Annotated in this window: 16 protein-coding genes and 2 pseudogenes; 10 read left to right on the top strand and 8 right to left on the bottom strand. The window is 71.8% G+C overall.

Going from position 1 to position 20330, the window contains the following annotated elements; translation table 11 throughout:
* Positions 1–172: 172 nt before the first annotated feature.
* The 4 genes from ACWEMJ_RS26940 to ACWEMJ_RS26925 all read left to right on the top strand — a co-directional run bounded on the left by ACWEMJ_RS26940 (position 173) and on the right by ACWEMJ_RS26925 (position 4068).
* Positions 173–1063: an ATP-grasp domain-containing protein gene (locus tag ACWEMJ_RS26940; RefSeq protein WP_452139714.1), complete on the top strand. Its 891-nt coding sequence runs from the start codon at positions 173–175 to the stop codon at positions 1061–1063.
* Positions 1060–1836, top strand: a complete 777-nt coding sequence (locus tag ACWEMJ_RS26935) for an ATP-grasp domain-containing protein (RefSeq protein ID WP_452139713.1) — start codon at positions 1060–1062, stop codon at positions 1834–1836. Before ACWEMJ_RS26940 ends, ACWEMJ_RS26935 begins: the two co-directional genes overlap by 4 nt.
* A gap of 154 nt (positions 1837–1990) precedes the next feature.
* Positions 1991–3703, top strand: coding sequence for a GAF domain-containing protein (locus tag ACWEMJ_RS26930; protein ID WP_452139712.1), 1713 nt, complete (start codon positions 1991–1993; stop codon positions 3701–3703).
* Between the two features lie 152 nt (positions 3704–3855).
* Positions 3856–4068 (top strand): hypothetical protein, encoded by a 213-nt coding sequence (locus tag ACWEMJ_RS26925; protein ID WP_452139711.1) that lies wholly within the window; start codon positions 3856–3858, stop codon positions 4066–4068.
* Between the two features lie 50 nt (positions 4069–4118).
* Here the strand turns inward: ACWEMJ_RS26925 and ACWEMJ_RS26920 are convergent, their stop codons facing one another.
* Positions 4119–4709 carry a TetR/AcrR family transcriptional regulator gene (locus tag ACWEMJ_RS26920; protein WP_452139710.1) on the bottom strand — a complete coding sequence of 197 codons (591 nt, stop codon included), beginning with the start codon at positions 4707–4709 and terminating at the stop codon, positions 4119–4121.
* Between the two features lie 167 nt (positions 4710–4876).
* On the bottom strand, positions 4877–5029 hold the full coding sequence (locus ACWEMJ_RS26915; protein ID WP_452139709.1) for a hypothetical protein: 153 nt from the start codon (positions 5027–5029) through the stop codon (positions 4877–4879).
* A gap of 193 nt (positions 5030–5222) precedes the next feature.
* Between ACWEMJ_RS26915 and ACWEMJ_RS26910 the strand changes: the two genes are divergently transcribed.
* Both ACWEMJ_RS26910 and ACWEMJ_RS26905 read left to right on the top strand, forming a co-directional pair.
* Positions 5223–5996 carry a hypothetical protein gene (locus ACWEMJ_RS26910; protein ID WP_452139708.1) on the top strand — a complete coding sequence of 258 codons (774 nt, stop codon included), beginning with the start codon at positions 5223–5225 and terminating at the stop codon, positions 5994–5996.
* Complete coding sequence (locus tag ACWEMJ_RS26905) at positions 5993–8737, top strand: Z1 domain-containing protein (RefSeq protein WP_452139707.1); 2745 nt, start codon at positions 5993–5995, stop codon at positions 8735–8737. Before ACWEMJ_RS26910 ends, ACWEMJ_RS26905 begins: the two co-directional genes overlap by 4 nt.
* Positions 8738–8801: 64 nt before the next feature.
* Here the strand turns inward: ACWEMJ_RS26905 and ACWEMJ_RS26900 are convergent.
* Positions 8802–9434, bottom strand: a pseudogene (locus tag ACWEMJ_RS26900) (transposase family protein); the annotation flags it as partial.
* Between the two features lie 110 nt (positions 9435–9544).
* On the opposite strand from ACWEMJ_RS26900, the gene ACWEMJ_RS26895 reads away from it, so the two are divergent.
* Complete coding sequence (locus ACWEMJ_RS26895; RefSeq protein WP_452139706.1) at positions 9545–9940, top strand: hypothetical protein; 396 nt, start codon at positions 9545–9547, stop codon at positions 9938–9940.
* 856 nt (positions 9941–10796) lie between these two features.
* Here the strand turns inward: ACWEMJ_RS26895 and ACWEMJ_RS26890 are convergent.
* Together ACWEMJ_RS26890 and ACWEMJ_RS26885 are read right to left on the bottom strand one after the other, a co-directional pair.
* Positions 10797–11759 (bottom strand): quinone oxidoreductase family protein, encoded by a 963-nt coding sequence (locus tag ACWEMJ_RS26890; protein ID WP_452139705.1) that lies wholly within the window; start codon positions 11757–11759, stop codon positions 10797–10799.
* A 56-nt stretch (positions 11760–11815) separates the two neighbouring features.
* Positions 11816–12268 carry a winged helix-turn-helix transcriptional regulator gene (locus ACWEMJ_RS26885; RefSeq protein WP_452139704.1) on the bottom strand — a complete coding sequence of 151 codons (453 nt, stop codon included), beginning with the start codon at positions 12266–12268 and terminating at the stop codon, positions 11816–11818.
* A gap of 96 nt (positions 12269–12364) precedes the next feature.
* On the opposite strand from ACWEMJ_RS26885, the gene ACWEMJ_RS26880 reads away from it, so the two are divergent.
* The 3 genes from ACWEMJ_RS26880 to ACWEMJ_RS26870 all read left to right on the top strand — a co-directional run bounded on the left by ACWEMJ_RS26880 (position 12365) and on the right by ACWEMJ_RS26870 (position 14430).
* Positions 12365–13267 carry an NAD(P)-dependent oxidoreductase gene (locus ACWEMJ_RS26880; protein ID WP_452139703.1) on the top strand — a complete coding sequence of 301 codons (903 nt, stop codon included), beginning with the start codon at positions 12365–12367 and terminating at the stop codon, positions 13265–13267.
* A 62-nt stretch (positions 13268–13329) separates the two neighbouring features.
* On the top strand, positions 13330–13908 hold the full coding sequence (locus tag ACWEMJ_RS26875; RefSeq protein WP_452139702.1) for an exonuclease domain-containing protein: 579 nt from the start codon (positions 13330–13332) through the stop codon (positions 13906–13908).
* 66 nt (positions 13909–13974) lie between these two features.
* Positions 13975–14430, top strand: a complete 456-nt coding sequence (locus ACWEMJ_RS26870) for an NUDIX domain-containing protein (RefSeq protein ID WP_452139701.1) — start codon at positions 13975–13977, stop codon at positions 14428–14430.
* Between the two features lie 47 nt (positions 14431–14477).
* Here ACWEMJ_RS26870 and ACWEMJ_RS26865 read toward each other — a convergent pair whose 3' ends face one another.
* The 3 genes and pseudogenes from ACWEMJ_RS26865 to ACWEMJ_RS26855 all read right to left on the bottom strand — a co-directional run.
* Entirely contained in the window at positions 14478–17885 is a 3408-nt protein-coding gene (locus tag ACWEMJ_RS26865; protein ID WP_452139700.1) for a DUF4132 domain-containing protein, read from the bottom strand.
* A 448-nt stretch (positions 17886–18333) separates the two neighbouring features.
* Positions 18334–19260, bottom strand: a complete 927-nt coding sequence (locus ACWEMJ_RS26860; RefSeq protein ID WP_452139699.1) for an amidohydrolase family protein — start codon at positions 19258–19260, stop codon at positions 18334–18336.
* A 145-nt stretch (positions 19261–19405) separates the two neighbouring features.
* A pseudogene (locus ACWEMJ_RS26855) lies at positions 19406–20158 on the bottom strand (DUF4132 domain-containing protein); the annotation flags it as partial.
* Between the last annotated feature and the right edge of the window lie 172 nt (positions 20159–20330).

Genomic DNA, 20330 nt, shown 5'->3' with positions numbered 1-20330 from the left:
GTCATGCCCCCGCCTTAGGGTTCCAGACCTGCGGCAATGTGCCTGTGACTGGTCTGTGGCCGTTCCCGGACACCCTGGCCGTTTTCGTTTCGAAGATCCGTGACAGGGTGGAGAGATGCGAACGGCCCCACGGCACGCGCGCGAGGGGACAGAGGGGAATGGGTGGGCACAGATGAGGTTCTGCTTCCTGGTCGAGGAGCACTACCGCCACGACGGGATGCCGCTGGAGGTGGTCCACCGCCTGCGGGCGGCCGGCCACCGGGTGGACGTACTGCGCCCCGGCGCCGAACTGCTCGACCTCGCCCGGCTGATACGCGGCGGCAGCCATGACGCGTGGGTGCTCAAGACCGTCTCGGGCGGGCCCGGCCTTGGGCTGCTGGAGTCCGCCGCCGCGGCCGGGCTGACCACCGTCAACGACGCCCGGGCGATCCGCCCGGTCCGCGACAAGGCGCAGACCGCCGTGGTCGCCGACCTGCACGGCCTGCCGATGCCGCGCACCTGGGCCGCCGCCGACCCCGCCGCGTTCGCGGCGATACCCGAACAGCACTACCCGCTGGTCGTGAAACCCGCCGACGGCTCCTCCGGGCGCGCCGTCCATCTCGTCCAACACCCGTCCGGCCTGGCCCGGTTGACCGCCCCCGAGGGCGGCGGGCTGCTGATCGCGCAGCCCTACGTCGCCAACGACGGACTCGACCTCAAGGTGTACTGCGCGGGCGGCGAGCTCTTCGCCACCCAGCGCACCTCGCCGCTGCACCCCGACCGGCCCGCCACCGAACGGCCCGTCCCGCTGCCGCGCGAGGTCGCCGCACTCGCCGCCCAGGTCGGCGAGGTGTTCGGCCTCGACCTGTACGGACTGGACGTGCTGCTCGGACCGGACGGCCCCACCGTCGTCGACATCAACGACTTCCCGAGCTTCCGTCAAGTCCCCGACGCCGTCCAGCGGGTGGCCGACGCGGTGGTCCGGCTCGCCCGCACCGGCTCGTCCTGGCCCACCCCCGGCGCCGAGCCGCTGCCCACTCCCGGCGCCGACCCGCTGCTCGCCCCCGCCCGGGCCACCCGGTGAGCGGCCTGCGGATAGCCGTCCTGTCCCGCGACCCGGACCACCCGCTGCTCGCCGCCACCCGCCGGCTGCTCGCCGACCGGGGACACCTCACGGTGCCCGCCGGGCAGGACGCCGACCTGCTGCTGCTCAAGGCCCGCGGCCCGGACGCGCTGAGCCTCGCCCGCCGCTACGAACGGGCGGGCACCCCGGTGCTCAACCCGGCCGCCGCCACCGCCTTCTGTCAGGACCGCGCCGCCATGGCGCAGCGCGCCCGCGCCGCCGGCATACCGTTCGCCGCCACCGAGGCCGACGGCGTGCTCGGTCGGCTCGCCTGGCACGGGCCGGTGGTGGTCAAGAGCCGGCGCAGCCGGCGCGAGGACCTGGTCGCCCGCGCCGACACCGCCGAGCAGTGGCGCGCCCTGGCCGGGCGCTGGCCCGACGAACCCGTGATCACCCAGCGGCCGGTGCCCGGCGACGGCTGGGACCGCAAACTGTGGGTGGTCGACGGCCGGCTGTTCGCCGAACAGCGCCGCTCCGAACTCCACCCCGGCGGCCCCGCCCGCCGCCCCTGGACACCCGGCCCCGAGGAGCGCGCCCTCGCGCTCGCCGCCGGCCCCGCCTACGGCCTCCAGGTGTACGGCGTCGACCTGCTGCCCGGCCCCGACGGCCCGATCGCCGTCGACGTCAACGCCTTCCCCGGCATCCGCCACCAACCCGGCGCCCCCGAGGCGCTGGCCGAACTCGCCGTCCGGGTCGCCCGCGCCGGCCGTGCCGCCCGCTCTGCGGGGGAGTGACCCGCCAGTATGCCCGCCGCGAGGGCCGCTGCGCCCGCCGCCTGCCCCAAAGCTTCCCCTTTGTGACGCTTCCGACGACCCCGTCGGTCCACCCCCGCCGCCCGGTCTGCGAGAATCGGGCGGCGATCAGGGCCAATCGACGAGGAGGAACGCAGTGCGCGAGGAGGAACCGCGGTCGCGGCTTCCCCAGCTTCGGCTGGACGAACTGCTGGCCGAACTGCAGGCCCGGATCGACGTGGCACGCGGCACCCGGGACCGGGTCCACAGCCTGCTGGAGGCCGTCCTCTCGGTCGGCCGGGAACTCGAACTCACCCAGGTGCTGCGCCGCATCGTCGAGGCCGCGGCCGTCCTCGCCGACGCCAAGTACGCGGCGCTCGGCGTGATCGGCGCCGACGGCGACACCCTCTCCCAGTTCCTCACCGTCGGCCTCAGCGACGAGGAGATCGCCCGGATCGGCCCCTACCCCACCGGCAAGGGCCTGCTCGGCGAACTCATCCGGCACCCCGAACCGCTGCGCCTGGACGACCTCACCGAGCACCCGGCGTCCACCGGCTGCCCCGCCCACCACCCCGAGATGCGCACCTTCCTGGGCCTGCCGGTGCGGGTCCGCGACGAGGTGTTCGGCAACATCTACCTGACCGACAAGCGCGGCGGCGCCGGGTTCGACGACGACGACGAATCGGTCATCGCCACCCTCGCCGTCGCCGCCGGCGTGGCCATCGACAACGCCCGCCTGTACGAGGAGGCGCAGCGCCGCCAGCGCTGGCTGACCGCCACCGCCGAGATCAACCGCCGCCTGCTGTCCGGCAGTTCGCGCACCCAGGTGGTCGAGCTGATCGCCCAGCGGGCCTGCGACATCAGCGGCGCCCGGCAGGCCGACGTGCTCACCGTGCTGCCCGACGGCGGCGGCCTGCGCACGGAACTCTCCCACGGCGGCGACCTGACCGGCCGGATCGGCGCGAACGTCCCGCTGGAGGGCACCATCTCCGGCGCGGCCTGCGTTCAGGGCGCGCCCGTCACCTCGCACCTGCTCGCCGAGGACCCGCGCTTCCCCGCCCGCGCCGACCGGTACACCGGCCTCGGCCCCGCCGTCGCCGTGCCGCTCGGCCGCGCCGAGGGCCACACCGAGGGCGTGCTGCTACTGGTGCGCGGGGCGGGCGAACCCGAGTTCACCGAGCGCGAGATCGACCCGCTGCTGGCCTTCGCCGACCAAGCCGCACTCGCCCTGGAACTCGCCGAACGGCGGCGCGACGCCGAGCAGTTGGCCGTCCTGGAGGACCGCGACCGGATCGCCCGCGACCTGCACGACCTGGCCATCCAGCGGCTGTTCGCCACCGGCATGACGCTGCAGAGCGCCTCCCGCTTCATCGACCACCCCGGCGCCGCGGACCGGGTGCTGCGCGCCGTCGGCGACCTGGACGAGACCATCAAGATCATCCGTTCGACGATCTTCGGCCTGCGGGTGCGCGAGGCCGGCGCCGGACAGGGCCTGCGGGCCCGCGCCGTCCACGTCGTCGAGGAGGCCCACTCGGCGCTCGGCTTCGCGCCCCGGCTCAGCATGGAGGGCCTGCTCGACACCGACGTCCCGCCCGCCGTCGCCGACCACCTGGTGGCCGTCCTCGGCGAGGCGCTCAGCAACGCGGCGCGGCACGCCAAGGCCGGACGCGTCGAGGTCGTCCTGCAGGCCACCGGCAGCCAGGTCGCCCTCACCGTCCAGGACGACGGCCTCGGCATCCCCGCCCAGGGCCGCCGCAGCGGCCTGCGCAACCTCGAAGAGCGCGCCCAGTCGCTCGGCGGCACCTTCACCGTCACCGCCCCGCCCGGCGGCGGCACCACCCTCAACTGGACGGCCCCGCTGGGGCATTGACCGCACCCCGGGCCGGTCGGCGGTCCGCCGGGGCGGGCGGCGGCTCACCCGGCCGGTGGCGGAGAGTTGCCGGTCGGGCGTTCGGTGCTGAGATGGAAGGGGCTTCGGGCCGCCCGCCCCGGTGCCGCCGACCGACAGCGAAGGAGCCGACGATGACCGACTTCGAGGGCGCCCTCCGGGACGCCGCAGGCCTCATCGGCGACTTCGTCGCCCAGCTGGACCCGCGCCAGGAGGACTGGTTCCGGCAGCAGCCGCACGACGAGCAGGTCGCGATGGGCGAGGAGCTGCGCGGCGGCGGGCGGAGCGCCGACGAGATCGTCACCGCCAACGGCGGCCCGCCGGCCGGGCCGGCCCGAGACCGCTGAGGCCTCCGGCCGCTGACGCCGCTGCCCGCTGCTGCCGCCGGCCACCGACGTCAGCGGGCGTCGCGCAGGCGGGCGAGGCCGGCGTCGAGGGCGGCCTCCAGCGGCCCGCAGTCGCCGGTGGTCATCAGGATCAGCACGCCGCCCTGGACACCGGCCAGCAGCGCCGAGGCCTCCCGGTCGGCGTCCAGCCGCGGCGCGATCTCCCCGTCCGCCTGCATCTGCCGGATGCCGGCGGCGAGTTGGGCCCGCCACCGGCCGAGCAGCTCGCGGGCGACCGCCCGGGTGGCGTCCGAGACCCCGCCGAGCTGCGCCAGCGCGGTGTGCAGCGGGCAGTCGCTGCCCTGGTCGAGGTAGCGGGCGAGGACCTTGTCGCGCCACCGGTGCCAGGCGTCCCAGGAGGTGAGTGCGCCGAGTTCCGGCTGCTGGTCCTCGATCACCCGGTCGGCCTCGTGCCGGGCCACCGCGAGCAGCAACTCGTCCTTGCCGCCGGGGAAGTAGTGGAACAGCTGGCTCTTGCTGGTCGAGGTGCGGGCCATCACGTCCTCCAGGCGCACCGCGAACACGCCGAGCTCGCGGATCTGCGCCGCCGCGCCGTCGACGATCCGCCGCCTGGTCGCGGCCCCCTTGCGGGTCAGTGACACGGATCCTCCCGGTACGGGCCGGCCCGACAGTTCCGGGCCGAGTGTCCCAGAGGGCGTTCGACGCCGGTTGGGACTGTCGCGAAGTGTTTGTGGTCGGAGCCATTGTCAGGGGCGCGGTCATGGAGTTGACCATGCACCAGGGGGTCCCAGGTCCGCCCGGTCGGCGATCACTCAAGGTACGTGGAGAGGAACGCGTAGACCATGGTGGCCGTCGCGATGGCCAGGGCCCAGGCGGGGCTCCTGAAGGAGGTCAGACCCGCGGCCACGGACAGGGCGAGGATGATCAAAGTGCGGGTGCTGAGTGGCGGGGGCGTGGGCATGCTTGGCTCCTTGTCGGGTGCGATGGCTTCTGCGGCCTTGCTGCTGAAGGTGTAGGTGCGTCCAAAGGGGGTGACCCCCGGACATATGGGCGTGACCCATGTCACGTTTTCGGCGCGGGGGCGCCCTGAGGTCGGAGCACCTATACGACAGCGAGTGGCCCAAGTCGGGGCCTGTCCTCGAAGGGGCCCGTACGTGGGGTGGGAAGAATCAGCAGGCGGCGACGAGGGGGAGCGCGCCTCGACGGCACGTCTCCGTGAGCCGTTGGCCGCCCTTTCCTCCCGTGGGGACAACTCCCAGCTGATCAAGGACGTGGAGATGGTGGCACTCCTCCGGGAGGAGGGGTTCTCCGGTCCGGCTTGGGACCTGTACATCGGTGATCTGCAACGAAAGTGCAGAGACACGGTGATGGGGTGGATCAAGAACGGTCACCTGTTCGCCAGGGCGGCGGACATTGGTCGAGGGGTGGGGCTCGAACCGGCGTTACGGGCGTACCTTCGCGACGACGAGAGCGCCCGGCACGACCTGGCATCGGACACCATGCGTGAAGCCGCCCGGATCTTCCGGGAGCGGGCACTTGAGAACGGTGAGTGGTCCGTGCACGGCGGAGCCACCTTGCGGTCCTCCTTTCTCAACATGGTGGTGATGCAGTTCCCCAACTCCCTCCGAAAATGGGCCCATTCCGAGAAAGACCGTGAGCGCCAGTACCCCACGGGCGAGATCGCGCTGTGGGAGGACCGTGCTCAACTCACGGACCCGTTCAAGGCGTTGCATGACGCCATGGAGTTGGAGGAGCTCGGCCGCGGCGAGGACGAGACAATCCGAACCATGATTCGTCTTCGGAGAGAGGGCTGGAAGCCATGTGAGATCGCCCAGGAGCTCCAGATGACTGAGCGAGCCGCCGAAGGCAAGTGGCGGCGCTTTACCGAGAAGGCACGCGCCCGGAGAGCCGATGGGAGGCCAGCATGAACCACCCCGACACCCCAACGCCTTTGAGCCGGCACGCTCGACGCGCGCTGGACATTCTCGCTGAAGATTCGACCGCTGATACAGAATCGGATGACCGATACGCCCAGTGGGCGCGGTCGCTGGAGCGGCTGTCGGCCGGTGGTAGCCCGGCCACTGCCCTGGACTCCAAGATCGCCAGACTTCTGGAGCTGCTTGAAGCTCCGCCGAGCAATGAGCCGTCCCACGGCGAGCCTGCCGAGCTCCCGGCAGTGATCAGCCGCACAGTCTCCACCGCCGCTCACCCCCTTCAGCAGGAGGTGTACTGGTCGCGGTACCAGGCCGTGCTGCGTGACCACTACGACTGGACCCAGGAGCGGATCGCGTCTCTTGACGCAAACACGCGCAGCGTGATGGAACAGCTGGCGGATCCTGCCGCTGAAGGGGCCGTAGGCACACGCGGGTTGATCGTCGGCTATGCCCAGTCCGGGAAGAGTGCCCACTTCACTGCCCTGGCCGGCAAGGCGATCGATGCCGGGTACCGCTTGCTGATTGTCCTCAGCGGCACCCTGAACGTGCAGCGCTGCACGCTCCAGCAGGCCATGGAGGTTGGCCTGCTCGGCAGCGAACCACCCGAGGGTGCCGCGAACCGGTCCGGTGGGCCATGGCCTCGAGTGGTCAGGGGCACCACGTTGAATGACGACTATCGGGGAGCCGCACACGCACCTGACTTGTGGGAGTTCGAGAAGCTTGAGCCAGGGTTGCCGCTGAACGATCCGCGCAATCTCCGGCACACAGCCGTGCGGCTGTTGGTGGTGAAGAGGAACGCAGTCGTACTTCGGAAGCTGGTGCGAGATCTGTCGGGCAGTGGATCCCCGTTGTCCGAAATCCCGGCGCTGATCATTGACGACGAGTCGGACCGACAGGCAATGCCAAGTGCCACGCGCCCCGAGGTCGACATGTCTATTACGAGCCGCCTCGTCATACAGCTCATCGGCCTTCTGCCGCGGGCTCAATACGTCAGCTATGTCTCGACCCCCTTTGCCCCGGCGCTCCTTGACCCCAGTCGGGATCAGGAGCTCTTTCCCCGTGACTTCGTCGTGTGTCTGCCCCGGCCCCATGAATATCTTGGCGTGCAGGAGCTGTACCAGCAGAGCCTGGCGCAGTGCTCAGAAGCCTTGAACCGTAGCCACGAATCCAGAGCAGAGGAAGGCGGAACCTCGGACGGTCTTCTGCGGGCCATGGACATGTTCGTTCTCGCGGGCGGCCTGAAGCTGTACCGGCAGGAGAGGAGCCAGCGCCGATACCGGTACCACACCATGTTGATCGAGGGCGACAGTCGATTTGTCCACCAGATCCGAATTGTTGGGCGAATTTGTCGACAATGGGATGCGGCTGCCTATGGCGCCGGTGGCAGTACGGAACGGCTCAAGAAGATCTTCGAGGAAGAAATCCTCGGGGGTGCTGGCGCGTATTCGGGAGGGAATTCCTCACCGAAGGAATTCGAAGGCCTTTTGCCCTACATTCGAGCCGCAGCGGAACGTATTGCCGTCCCAAGTCGGCCGGTTACTGGATCGGACTTCGTCGAGCAGTGGCATGGCGCCAGCGAAGAACCCACGCACAAGCCGTGGAGGATCCTGGTGGGTGGGACGAAGATGCCGAGTGAGTTGAGGCCTGCCGGCCTGACTGTCAGCGTCGTTCTCTCGGGTCGAAACGGGACAGTCAACAGCTCTGTGCTGGGCAGGTGCTTCGGCGTGCGGCATGGCTACCGTGATCTTGTGCGCCTCTACACGCTCTGCACCGAGACGTGGGAGTCCGACTGGCTGGCCGCAGCGACGCAGCTCCAGGCGCTGGGCCGTGCAGAGGAAGGCTTCCGCACGCAACTGTGGGAGCTGGTTTCCAGCTCCGTGCCACATCCCTTGAAGCCTGTGCAAGTTCCGGCCCTGGCCGGCTACCACGTGCCGTGGCGCCTTCCGGCAAGGCGGGACAAGGTATTCACTGCAGAACTTGTGGAGATCCGCAGTGCGGGAAGTTGGGTGGATCATCTTTCCTACCCGGCGCGGGCAGCCGATCGGGCACACAACGCTCGGGCATGGCTGCCCGTTCTCCAGGCGCTGCGATGCGATGACGCAGATTTTCTTCACAGTGGACCGGATGCGGGGCGCAAATTCTCACATCTCCAGAGCAGAACAGCTATTGTTCCGCACGGCCAGTTGCTGAAAATTCTCCAGCAGCTGCGATGGCGACGACCGGCGGCGTTTCAGCCACACATGCACTACCTTCGGTCCTTGCAGGGCAAACTGGACGAGTGGTTCGTCATCGTTCCGCAGGTTAGTGATGATTCCAGCGCCACGGTGAGTGTGTGGGGATCACCGCAGATTCCACTTGCCTGGCTGGGGCAGGCCGACCGGCAGGGGAGGGAGGATTTGCGAGACCGCCAACTGCACGAACAGATCACCATCGCGCGACGCAGAGACGTTGAAGATCTGGCGCTGGGGCGGTTTTCTGTTCCCCGCCGCGGTGTGCTGGTCCTTTATCCCATGACAGGCGTCAGCATGCGCGGCATGGTGCCTGATTGCCGAGGCTCAATCAGTCCGGAGCAACTGGTGATGGGGCTGAGCATGCTGGTGCCGATCGACCGCTCCCAACAGCTCATAAGGTGCTCCCCAGTTGACGCGTCCCGTGTGGAGGCCCCGGTTGTCATCTCCCTCATCGGAGACGACGAAGGGCATGCGGTGCCCCGTTCCCTGCGCACAGCGGTATAGCAGGCACCTCGGGTGCAGCAACGCATTTGCCCGAGGAATGTCCCGTAATCGATCTTCGGGGGTTGCGAGCTCGGACCTGCTTGTGCTCGCGGTTGTGCGCGGCCTGCCACTCGGCGAGCCCGCCGGGCTTGGGCCTGCGGTACGGGAGGACCAGGCCGGTGCCCGGACAGCCGCCGTCGGCGATGGTCGTCGTCCGGCCGACGGCGGCCTTCGCGCCTGACTCCTCCCAGGCCTTGCAGTTGTTCCGGTTGCCCGGCAGGGGCCTGCCGACCACGACGACCAGTCGGGTGTGAGCACCGATGACGACTTGGTGGTTGGTGGAGTAGCGGTAGTTCTTCGACCGCTCGGCGATCGTGTGGTCGCGGGTGGGGCCAGGGTGCCGTCGACGATCAGCACAGTGCCCGTGCGGAAGCGGCGCCGCAGGTTGAGCGCGAGCAGGGGGCCGGCGTGGTCGATGATCCGGCAGCCGACCTCGACACCCCGAACAGCAGAGCGAGCTGCCGCAGTGTCAGGTCCGTACGCCAGTATGCGGTGACCAGCAGGGCCCGGTCCTCCGCCAGCAGGCTCCACAGGCGGCCTCGGCGCATCGCGCCGGTGCCCTCGCGGCGGAGCATCGTGATCAGCCTCTGGAAGTTGGGCCCAGCCCGGTGAACGGGGATCTCCAGGACCGCTCCGAAGCCGTGGTCACACCAGCCATCACAAGATCGTTCCAAAATGTCCGGAGCAACATCGCGATCCTCTGGTTCCCTTGTCCTGGCCGCGCCGAAGCCGGTGGCGACGCCTCCGCTCGGTCTCTACAGTCACCGCATGGCCACCGAAGACGAGCCCCCACGCCGGCCCGACATCGCCGCGATGCTCACCGACCAGACCAGCGCCTGCAAACCGGCACGCGACGCCATCGCCAACGGCGCCGATGTGAAGCTCTGGGACAGGGAGGTGCCCCAGTGGATGGTCATCGGTATCGCCGCAACACGGTTGAAGCGGACCTTGGCCCGCGGTCGGCAAGAGATCATGGGCCTCGACGAAACCGTTGAGATTCTCGCGCGGCACCGCGGCGAGCAACTGCGCACCGGGCTCATCGACTCGGCGGACGGGCTCTGGTCCTTCACTCTGTACTTCGATGCCACCGGGACCGAACTCTTGGCGTGCAGCGGTGTCAAGCGCCTCCGACGGCACAGCACGAAGGACTCGTTCGATTCCTGAGCTGATCCGCACCCAGCCCTCCGCCACTGCCGCAGCAGCTTCGAGGAATTGACCGAGGTAGCAGGCGTTCTGGCAAGGTCTCAACTGGGGTCAGGCGTCACGGGACAAGCCTTGGGCTCTGGGCGTGCTCTTCGTGGAGCGTCTGATGCCGGACGAGTTGTGGGAGCTGTTCCAGTTCGTGGTGCCGACGGCGCCGAGTCGGCCACAGGGCGGTGGTCGGCGCCGCTACGGGGACCGTGCAAGCTCGGTACGAGGGGTGAACTGCACTGGTCCCGCTGCGCGGTCGACTCCGTGATCATGCGGCCCCGAGAATGTGCGCCTCGTGCCCGAGCACGACGCCAAGCGTGTTTAGCGCAGCCCAACTGTGCTGCACTGTCAGCCGGTTGACCCGGCTCGGGCGCTGGAGCGAGGGCGACCCGAAGGGCTATGTCGTTATGGAGTCCGGCTACGACACCGCCCACCTCGCCCCGCCCGGAGAGATCTGCCCGTGGTACTCGTCGGACGCTTGCGATCGGACCGCTCCGTACTCCGTGACCCGGGCCCCGCGTTCGCCCCGTCCAGGCCGGCCCCGCAAGCGCGGCATCTGCCCGGCCGGCGTAGTCCGAAGCCCGTCCGGCGGTGGTGCTCGGCCGCCGGACCTGCAGCCGCCGAAGGTCTCCGACGCCCCCGGGAGAATCCTGCTGCACCCCGCCGCCTCACCCCTGCCTCCGTCCGGCGGGGCTTCGCAACCCTTCACCCGACAACGGCCCGTCCCGCAGCCGCACCAAGTCCTCCCGGCACGGCCCCGGACGACCGACCTGCTCGAAGAACAAGCAAACCGCCGTAGGCAACAGCCCGCCGACGCTGAGCGGCACGTTCAGGGCAGCAGCAGCAACTTGCCGGTGGTGCGGCGCGATTCGAGGTCCGCGTGGGCGCGGGCCGCGTCGGCCAGGGGGTAGCGGCCGGTGACCCGCAGTGAGAGCCTTCCGGTTCGGGCGAGGTCGAACACCTCGCCCGCGCGCCGCAGCAGGGCCTCGCGGGTGGCGACGTGGTGGTGGACGACCGGGTAGGTCAGCAGGATGCTGTTCGGCAGGTCGGTGGGCCGCAGCGTCGGCACGCCCATGAACGGCCCGTAGTAGGCGTGCACGCCGTGCGGGCGCAGCGACAGCTGGGAGGAGCGGAAGGTGTCCGCGCCGCCGCCGTCGTAGACCACGTCCGCGCCGCGTCCGCCGGTGAGTTCGCGGATCCGCTGCTCGAACCCGGCGCCGGAGTGCACCAGGACGTGGTCCGCGCCGGCGTGCTCGGCGACGGCGACCTTCTCGACGCGGGAGACCAGCCCGATCACCGTGCCGCCGCGGGCCTTGACCAGCTGCGTCAGCAGCTGTCCCACGCCGCCGGCCGCCGCGTGCACCACCGCGGTGTCGCCCGGCCCGACCGGGTAGGTCTCGGTGCTCAGGTGGTTCGCCGTCAGGCCCTGCATCAGCAGGCCGCCCGCGACCTCGTCCGGGACGTCGTCGGGCACCCCGACCAGCGAGGCGGCCGGGATGGCCAGCAACTCGGCGTAGCTGCCCGGGTGGTAGAACCACGCCACCCGGTCGCCCACCGCGAACTCCTCGACGCCCTCGCCGAGCGCCGTCACCCGGCCCATCCCCTCCGCCCCGAGCACCACCGGCGCCTGCCAGCCCGGTCCGCCGAGTGCCCGCGCGCCGGTGTCCATGTAGTTCACGCCGGCCGCGCCCAGGCGCACCAGCACCTCCCCGGCGGCGGGGACGGGGTCGGGCAGCTCGGTCCAGCGCATGACCTCGGGGCCGCCGTGCTCCTCGATCCGGATCGCGTGCATGGGAGGACACCTTCCTGCTCGTGGGGGCCCGTCGTCGTCCGGGCGCGGTCGCCACGTTAGGGAGCGGAAAATGGACCGACAAGTCCAGAAATTCCGTCGGCGTCGGCGTCGGCTTCCTGCCGCCGTGCTGGGGCGGCCGCCGCGGCGGAGGACTGCGCGGGCGTCGCCGCGCGGCGGGCGAGGCGCTCGCGGGCCCAGGCGGCCAGCGGCTCCAGCGCTTCGTTGAGGCGGGCGCCGTCCTCGGTCAGCGAGTACTCGACCCGGGGCGGCACCTCCTCGAACGGGACCCGCGCCACCACGCCGTCCGCCTCTAGCTCCCGCAGGTGCGACGCCAGCACCTTCTCGGTGACCCCCGGCAGCCGGCGGCGCAACTCGCCGAAACGGCACCGCGGTTGCTCGTGCAGCGCCCACAGGATCAGCACCTTCCAGCGGCCGCCGATCACCTCCATCGCGCTGTCGATCCCGCAGACGTGTCCCTCGGCCGTACCCGGCCGGTTCAGCGTCGCCATGCCCCACCCCTTCGACCTGCTCGCTCACCCCGGGGTAACCACCCACTTCGAAGTGCGTACTTGATCACCTCCGGGCCCTCGACCAGGGTAATCGGCATGGCACACACTCCCGTTGACACCACCGCCGCGGCCACCGCGAAGACCCCGCTCGCCCTGCTCGGCCTCGGCGCCATGGGCACCGCGCTCGCCCGCACCTGGCTCGCCGCCGGCCACCCGCTCACCGTCTGGAACCGCACCCCGGCCCGCGCCGAGGCCCTCGCCGCCGAGGGCGCGACCGTCGCCGCCACCGCCGCGCAGGCCGTCGCCGCGAACACCCTGATCGTCCTGTGCCTGCTGGACGACACCTCCATCGGCGACGTCCTCGCCGACACCGACCTCACCGGCCGCGACCTGGTCAACCTGACCACCAGCACCCCCGCCCAGGCCCGCGAACGCGCCGCCTGGGCCCGCGAGCGCGGCGCCCGCTACCTGGACGGCGGCATCATGGCCGTCCCCCCGATGGTCGGCGTCCCGCAGGCCGGCGGCTACGTCTTCTACAGCGGCGCCCCCGACCTCTTCGAGCGCCACCGCACCACGCTCGCCGTCCCGCTCGCCACCACCTACGTCGGCGAGGACCCCGGCCACGCCGCCCTGCACGACGTCGCCCTGCTCAGCGCCATGTACGGCATGTTCGCCGGCGCCGCCCACGCCTTCGCGCTGATCCGCAAGGAGGACATCGACCCGACCACCCTCGCCCCGCTGCTCGCCGACTGGCTGGTCGCGATGGCCCCCGCCGTGCACCAGACCGCCGCGCAACTGCGCACCGGCGACTACACCACCGACGTGGTCTCCAACCTCGCCATGCAGGTCGCGGGCACGCCCACCTTCCTCGCCACCGCCGAGCAGCAGGGCGTCAGCACCGAACTCCTCAGCCCCTACTTCGAGTTGATGCGCCGCCGACTGGCCGATGGCAGCGGCGAGGAGGACCTGACGGGCGTGGTCGACCTGCTGCTGCGCTGACGGCCGGCGACCCGGGGGAAAACCGGGTGCCCGGGGCACAGGCGCGCCCTACGCTTCCGGCCATGGACAGCACCCGGGGCGAGCGGCTCGTCAACGTCGTGGACGTCGAAGCGACCTGCTGGGACGGCCAGCCGCCGCCGGGCGCGGTCGGCGAGATCATCGAGATCGGGCTGAGCGTGGTGGACCTGGCGGCCGGTGAGCGCGTCGCCCGGCACCGGATCCTGGTGCGGCCGGTCCGCTCCACGGTCAGCGCGTTCTGCACCGAGCTGACCGGGCTCACCCCGCACGAGGTGGAGCGGGGGCTGAGCTTCGCCGAGGCGTGCCGGCTGCTGGCCGCCGAACACCTGGCCGGGGCCCGGCCGTGGGCGAGTTGGGGCGACTACGACCGCAAGCAGTTCACCCGCCAGTGCCAGGCCACCGGGACGCGCTACCCGTTCGGCCGCCACCACACCAACGCCAAAGCGGTCTTCACCGAGGCGCACGGGCTGCGCAAACGCCCCGGCATGGCGCAGGCGCTGGAGATCGCCGGCCTGCCGCTCGAAGGCCGCCACCACCGCGGCGAGGACGACGCGTGGAACATCGCCGCGCTGGTGCTCCACCTCGCCGGACGCGGCGCCTGGCCGGCCGACCCCGCCCGGTGATCACGGCAGCTGGCGGGCCGGGCGCGGGGTGCGGGAGGGTGGCCCCTTCGATGAAGGGGCGTGACCATGAAGAAGATCGCAGTGCGGCTCTGGCGGAGCATCCGGGGCCCGATGCAGTGGCGGGTGCTGTGGCTGTGGAACGCCAAGTTCATGGTCGGCGTGACGGGCATCGTCCGCGACGACGCGGGCCGGGTGCTGCTGCTCAAGCACCGGATGTGGCCGGAGGGACGGCAGTGGGGGCTGCCGTCCGGGTACGCGAACAAGGGCGAGAGCTTCAAGGACACCGTCGCCCGTGAGGTCCGGGAGGAGACCGGCCTGACCGTGGAGGTCGGTGAACTGGCGTACCTCAGAAGCGGGTTCGAGCTGCGGATCGAAGTGGCGTACGAGGCGCTGTGCGTCGGCGGCGGGCGGATCGAGGTCGAGTCGTTCGAGATCCTGGAGGCCCGGTGGTTCGCGCCGGACGAACTGCCCGACGGCGTGCAGGAGTTGCACCGGCAGCTGATCGCCCGCCGCCAGCCCTGACCCCGGGCGGGCACCGGCCGGCGCCCGCCCGGGGCGGCGAGGGCGGATCAGCCGGCGGTCAACCGGTCGAGGTCCGTGAGCAGTTCGGAGACCGTGACGGCGTCGAGGTCGGCGAAGCGCTGGTGGTGGGCGGTCGGGTTGTAGTAGTCGCCGGGCCGGGTGCCCAACCACACCTCCTGGAGGGTCTGTTCGGGTGCCTCTCCCGGCACGGCGCCGACGTCGTAGCCCGGGTCGAGGGTGACGGAGAGCCACCGGTCGCCCGGCAGCGCCCGGGAGAGGGAGCGCTCGATGCCATTGTCGGACACGTCGTTGCGCTGCCAGCCGCGCTTGGTCAGGCCCAGCAGGGTGCCGGCCGGGACCTTCGCGCCCTCGAAGCGGTGCAGCCGGTGCCCGTCGGCCTCGTCGGGCGTTAAGGCGGCGACGGGGCGGGCGAGTTGGGGGAAGGGCTGGTTCAGCTGGTGCTTCGCGAACAGCGCCGTCCAGGCGGGGACGTCGAGGTGCAGGGGGTGGGGGAGGCGGACGACGGCTTCCTCGGGGAGGGCGAACGGATGGTCGTGGACGTCGGTGAAGGTGCCGTCGGCGGTGAGGCGGAAAGCGGTTTCCGTACCGGGTTCGGTGTCGGTCTCCGTGGTGCCTTCCGTGGTGCTCCAGACGAGTCGGCGGGCGAGGCGCGACAGAAGCGGGTGGGCGACCAGCAGGGTGCGGAACTCGGCAGCCGTCCAGGTGCGTCCGTCGACCATCGCGGCTTCGAGGCGCTGGGTCTGGTCGGTGGCGAGGGCACGGACGTCCTTCTTGAGGGCGGTGAAACGTTTCCGTTCGGCGGCCGCGAGCTTCGCGTCGTCCGTGGCGGCGGGTGCGGGCAGGTCCTTGCGGCGCTTGCCGTCGGCGTCCAGGACGTACGGGAGCAGCTGGTCGTCGAAGCCGACGGTGAACGTCCGGGGGCCGTAGTCGACGACGGTGGTGGCGTCGACGGCGAGGCCGAGGTCGGGTACCAGGCGGTCGGCGAGCTGGTCGGCCGTCAGGCCGAGGCCCTGCGCGATCTCGGCGATCTTCTCGTGGGCCCGTGTCTTCAGCGCCTTGAACTTCACCCGCTGCGCGATGCCGTTCAGCTGCATCAGCGCGACGTCGCTGCCGATCGCCGCCAACACCTCCAGGCCCTCCACCGCCCGGTGGTTCGCACCCTGTCCGGGCCAGTCGCGCAGTACCGGGGCCAGCCGGCGGGCGGTCTCGTCGTCGCCCCACTCGCCGAGCAGGGTGAGAGTCCAGTTGTCGGCGGCGGGCATGCCGGCGTGCCGCCACTCCTCGAACAGGTCCCAGGCGAACACGGGGAGGGTGTCGGGGCGGCAGGCCGCGGCGACGGTGGCCAGGCCGGGGTAGGGGGCGTCCGGGCGGCCCAGCGCGGCCATCACCAGCAGGTGTCGCACCGCCGACTCGGGGAGGGCCAACTCTTGCTCGTTGAGCAGGAGTTGAGGCAGGACTGCCGGGTCGAGCCACTCGGGGAGCTCCGGCATTCGCGCGGGCAGCGCGCTCACCAGCGGGTCGACCGCCAGCATCGCGCCGATCGCCGCCGACGCCGCCTCGCCGTAACGGTCCGCCACCGCCGGCAGCAGCGCCTTCCCGCCGTCGGACGCGGCCACCAGGCGCAGCGCCGCCTCGGCGGCCGTCCGCGCCCGGCCCGGCTTGGCCAGCGCGTCCGGGACGAGCAGCAGCGCGCCCGCCACGCCGTGCCGGGCGAACCACGAACGCGCCGCCGCCTGAACGGACTTGAGGCGCACCAGGCCGTCCGCCAGCATCCGGGCCGCCTCGACGTCGAGCAGCGGCAGCAGCAGCGGCGCCATGGTGGCCGGGCGGGCGCGGACCGCGTGCACGGCCACCGGCGCGGCCGCCACGCCGTACTTGCCGAGCACCGGCCGCAGGTGCTCCAGACCGACGTTGAAGTCGGTCGGACGCCACTGCTCCACCAACGGGGCCAGCACCTCCACCGGCCCCTGGTGCAGCAACCGGCAGGCGTACCACAGGCCTTGGCGAGGATCCAGCGCCATCGCCGCCTTGGCCGCCCAGTCGGTGTCCTCGTCGTAGCTCCACCAGTCGTCGAACCGCGCGGTGTGCGCCCACGACTCCTGTTCGCCCTCCTGCCAGCACAGTCGAGGCACCTCGTCGACCGGCAGACCGGCGATCACCGTCGGCTTGCGGGACTTGGGCGACCCCGCCCACGGCGGCGTGACGAGCAGCTCCGGCAGCGCGGCCGGCCCGGCCACCGGCTTCGGCGGCCGGGCGCCGTCCAGCGAGCGGACGAACTCGGCCGTCTCGGCGTCGAGTTGGGCGAGGATCTCGGGCAGCCGGGACCGCGAGGCCCGCAGGTGACGGTCGAGCACCTGGCGGGCCTGCTCGCTGCCGCCCCACGCGAGCACCGCCAACAGGCGCCCCCCGCGCACCGGGTCGCGCCGCAGCGCCAGGGCGAGGACGGGGGTGACATGCCGGTTGTGCAGACCGCTCAGCAGCGCCCGGAACGCCTCGTCGGTGCGGAACTCCAGCAGGCGCTCCGCCTGTTCACGGATCCAGGCGGCCTCGTCGGACGCCTCCAGCTCGGCGGCCAGCAGCGGAACACAGTCGTTGCCGAGGCCGTCGGCGAGGGTGGCGACCGCACCGGCGTTCATCGCGTGCCAGCTCAGGTGCGGACGCTGCCCCAGCCGGTCGAGCTGGGCCCGGCTGCCGAGCGCGGCCAGCAGCAGCGTCCGCAGCACCACGCCGGTGCCGCTGTACGCCGGCTCCTCGGCCAGGCAGTCGTCCACCCACTCGGTGACGTTCGGCAGCAGGTGGGCGGCCAGCGCCCGGCGGGCGGGCGTGGTGCGCAGCTCCGCCAGCGTGGCGCGGGCCGCCAGGTAGGCGGGCTCGTCCGCGACCGCCAGCAGGTGGCGCGCCCAGCGGGCCGCGCCGTACGGGTGCGGGAGGTGGTGCAGCTCCTGCAGGGTGTCCTGCCGGACCACGCGGATCTCGCCGCCGGTGCCGCTGCGCGGGTGGCGGTACGCCACGTCCAGCACCAGCACGGCCGCGTGCACCGCGAACGCCAGCCCGTGCCGCGCCGTCCACGCGTCGACCCGGTCGGCCCACTGCGCGTAGTCCCACACCGTGCCCGGCGACAGCAGGTACGGCACGACGGCCGCCCCCAACGGGTCGGCGGCGCCGTCGAGATACCCGCGGGCGGCGGCGATCAGCTCCGGGTCGTGGCTCTCGCTCGCCAGCGCCCGCGCGATCGCCTCGCGGTGCTCGGCGAGCAGCCCGTCCTCGGCGGCGACGGCTTCGGCGCCCGGCCAGTCCGCCGGCACCGGCACCGCGTTGCCGCGCCGGGGCAGCACCAGCGGCCGCCACGACGCGGGCAGCACGAACTCCTCGTCGAACGGCGAGCCGTGGCACGAGCTGGGCTGCCGCGAGGCAGCAGGGGCGACGTTCTGCACCGTTCCTCCTGACCGGCCGACCGTCCGCCACTCCGAGCGGCGGTTCGGACGGGCGGGCGGATCGGACACCTGTTTGTCACAGACCCTAGCCAGCCTCACCGACAGCCCGGCGGCGGCGTCGTGGCCGATGTGCAGCCTTGGAGCGCGAGGGCGCGGCCGCTGCGGGCTCTTGGGGTGTTCAACTCGTGGGCGATGTCCATGTGTTCGGGTCGGGTTGTCCGGCGGGACGGGTGGGCGCGGTGCCGGGGCTCAACGGCGGTGTCGGCGCGGCGAGTTGCCGGCCGCCCCGGGGCGGCCGTGCTCGCCGGAGCCGCGCTGTGACCGGCCGGTGGGCTGTGCCGTGCCGCGACCGGCCGCCGCCGACTCGCCGCTCCGGAAGGCGAGTTCGGCGAGCGCCACGGCCCCGCAGGGTGGCGACGACGTCGCCGGCGGCGGTGCGCGGCGGTGCTCAGAGGCGGAACAGCTTCGCCGCGTTGTCGTGGCAGACCGCCCGCAGCCAGTCGGCGCCGAGGTCCAGCCGCTCCAGGGCGCGGAGCTGGTGCAGGTACGGGTAGGGGATGTTCGGGAAGTCGGTGCCGAGCAGCACGCGGTCGCCGAGCGCGGCGAGGCGGGGCAGGGCGTGCCGGGGGAAGGGCATGAAGCTCTCGGTGAAGTCGGTGAACGCCATGGTGGTGTCGAGATGCACCTGCGGGTACCGCTCGGCGAGGTCGAGGAAGGCCTCGTACTCCGGCATGCCCACGTGGGCGACGATCAGCCGCAGTTGTGGATGCTCGGCGAGCACGCGGGCGGCGGGCTCGGGGCCGGTGAAGCGGCCGGGGGCCGGTCCGGAGCCGCAGTGCATCACCACCGGGACGCCTGCCTCCGTCAACAGCCCCCACACGGCGCGGAGTTGCTCGTCCGCCGGATCGTAGTCCCCGACCTGCACGTGCGCCTTGAAGACCCGCGCCCCGGCGTCCAGGGCCGTGCGGACGTACTCCTCGGCGTCCGGCTCCGGGTACAGCGTGGCGGTGTGCAGGCAGTCCGGGGTGCGGTGGGCGAAGTCGACGGCCCAGTCGTTCAGCCAGCGGGCCATGCCCGGCTTGTGCGGGTAGAGCATCGAGGTGAACGCCCGGACGCCGAACTCCCGCAGCACGGCGGTCCGTTCGGCCTCCTCGGCGCGGTAGGTGATCGGCCAGGCCAGGCCGCCGACCAGCGGCCCGTTGGCGTCGAAGTACGCCCACACCTTGCGCAGCACCCGCTCCGGCATGAAGTGGGTGTGCACATCGACCAGCCCGGGCAGCCCGAGCCCACCCCAGAACTGCCGCACCTCCTCCGCCTCGGCGCGGTGCGCGTCCAGCGGATCGTGGGAATCGCGGGAATCCTGGGGTGAACTCATCTGAGCAGCCTCTCTGTTGAGCGACGGGCGGTCGGGGGTCGGCGCGTCACCGCTCCCCGTCCACCCTCGCGCTTCCCTCGGTCGTCCTCGTCGGCGGTGATCATTCTCCGTCGGCGACCCGGCCCGGGGCCAGTGGTGGCAGCGCTCAGCCGGCCGTCAGCTCCGCCAGATCGGCGAGCAGCTCGGAGGCGGTGACGGCGTCCAGGTCCGCGAACCGCTCACGGTGGTCGCGGGACGGCCAGTAGTCGTGCGCCCCGGTGTCCAGCCACACGGTGCGGACGGTCTGCTCGGCGGAGTCGCCAACCGCCCCGACGTAGATGCCCGGGTCGAGCGCGAGCACCAGGTGCCGGCCGTTCGGCAGCGGCTTGTGGAACCAGCGCTCCACCCCCGCGTCCTCGGGCCTGCCGCGCTCCCAGCCGCGCCCGGTCAGCCCCAGCAGGGCGCCGACCGGAACCGTCACCCCCTCGAAGCGGTGCAGCCGGTGCCCTTCGGCCTCGTCGGGCGTCAAAGTGGCGACGGGGCGGGCGAGTTGGGGGAAGGGCTGGCTCAGTTCGTGTTTCGCGAGCAGCGCCGTCCAGGCGGGGACGTCGAGGTGCAGGGGGTGGGGGAGGCGGACGACGGCGTCCTCGGGGAGGGCGAACGGGCGGTCGTGGACGTCGGTGAAGGTGCCGTCGCCGGTGAGGCGGAAAGCGGTTTCCGTCTCGGTTTCCGCGTCGGTCTCCGTCGCGCTCCAGACGAGTCGGTGGGCCAGCTGCGAGAGGAGCGGGTGTGCGACCAGCAGGGTGCGGAACTCGGCGGCCGTCCAGGTGCGTCCGCCGACCATCGCGGATTCGAGGCGCTGGGTCTGGTCGGCGGCGAGCGCCCGGACGTCCTTCTTGAGCGCGGTGAAGCGCTTGCGCTCCGCCGCGGCTAGGACTTGTCCGGTCGATCATGTGCGGAGCCAGATGACCAGGGCTGCTGCGGTGACGGTTCCGAGGTAGACGTATCTGCGTTTGTCGTAGCGGGTGGCGACGGCTCGGGCGTGCTTGAGCCGAACCCCTCCGGAACCCTCGCCGGGCGGCGACGTCAGC

Source organism: Kitasatospora sp. NPDC004531 (genome assembly GCF_053602195.1).
The sequence above is the reverse complement of the archived record's forward strand: the minus strand, read 5'-3'. Positions and strand labels throughout refer to the sequence as shown.

Bases quoted from the DNA above. Each gene is read 5' to 3' on its own strand.
- ACWEMJ_RS26940 (WP_452139714.1), top strand. From the start codon at position 173: ATGAGGTTCTGCTTCCTGGTCGAGGAGCACTACCGCCACGACGGGATG.
- ACWEMJ_RS26925 (WP_452139711.1), top strand. From the start codon at position 3,856: ATGACCGACTTCGAGGGCGCCCTCCGGGACGCCGCAGGCCTCATCGGC.
- ACWEMJ_RS26915 (WP_452139709.1), bottom strand. From the start codon at position 5,029: ATGCCCACGCCCCCGCCACTCAGCACCCGCACTTTGATCATCCTCGCC.
- ACWEMJ_RS26905 (WP_452139707.1), top strand. From the start codon at position 5,993: ATGAACCACCCCGACACCCCAACGCCTTTGAGCCGGCACGCTCGACGC.
- ACWEMJ_RS26895 (WP_452139706.1), top strand. From the start codon at position 9,545: ATGGCCACCGAAGACGAGCCCCCACGCCGGCCCGACATCGCCGCGATG.
- ACWEMJ_RS26890 (WP_452139705.1), bottom strand. From the start codon at position 11,759: ATGCACGCGATCCGGATCGAGGAGCACGGCGGCCCCGAGGTCATGCGC.
- ACWEMJ_RS26885 (WP_452139704.1), bottom strand. From the start codon at position 12,268: ATGGCGACGCTGAACCGGCCGGGTACGGCCGAGGGACACGTCTGCGGG.
- ACWEMJ_RS26880 (WP_452139703.1), top strand. From the start codon at position 12,365: ATGGCACACACTCCCGTTGACACCACCGCCGCGGCCACCGCGAAGACC.
- ACWEMJ_RS26875 (WP_452139702.1), top strand. From the start codon at position 13,330: ATGGACAGCACCCGGGGCGAGCGGCTCGTCAACGTCGTGGACGTCGAA.
- ACWEMJ_RS26870 (WP_452139701.1), top strand. From the start codon at position 13,975: ATGAAGAAGATCGCAGTGCGGCTCTGGCGGAGCATCCGGGGCCCGATG.
- ACWEMJ_RS26860 (WP_452139699.1), bottom strand. From the start codon at position 19,260: ATGAGTTCACCCCAGGATTCCCGCGATTCCCACGATCCGCTGGACGCG.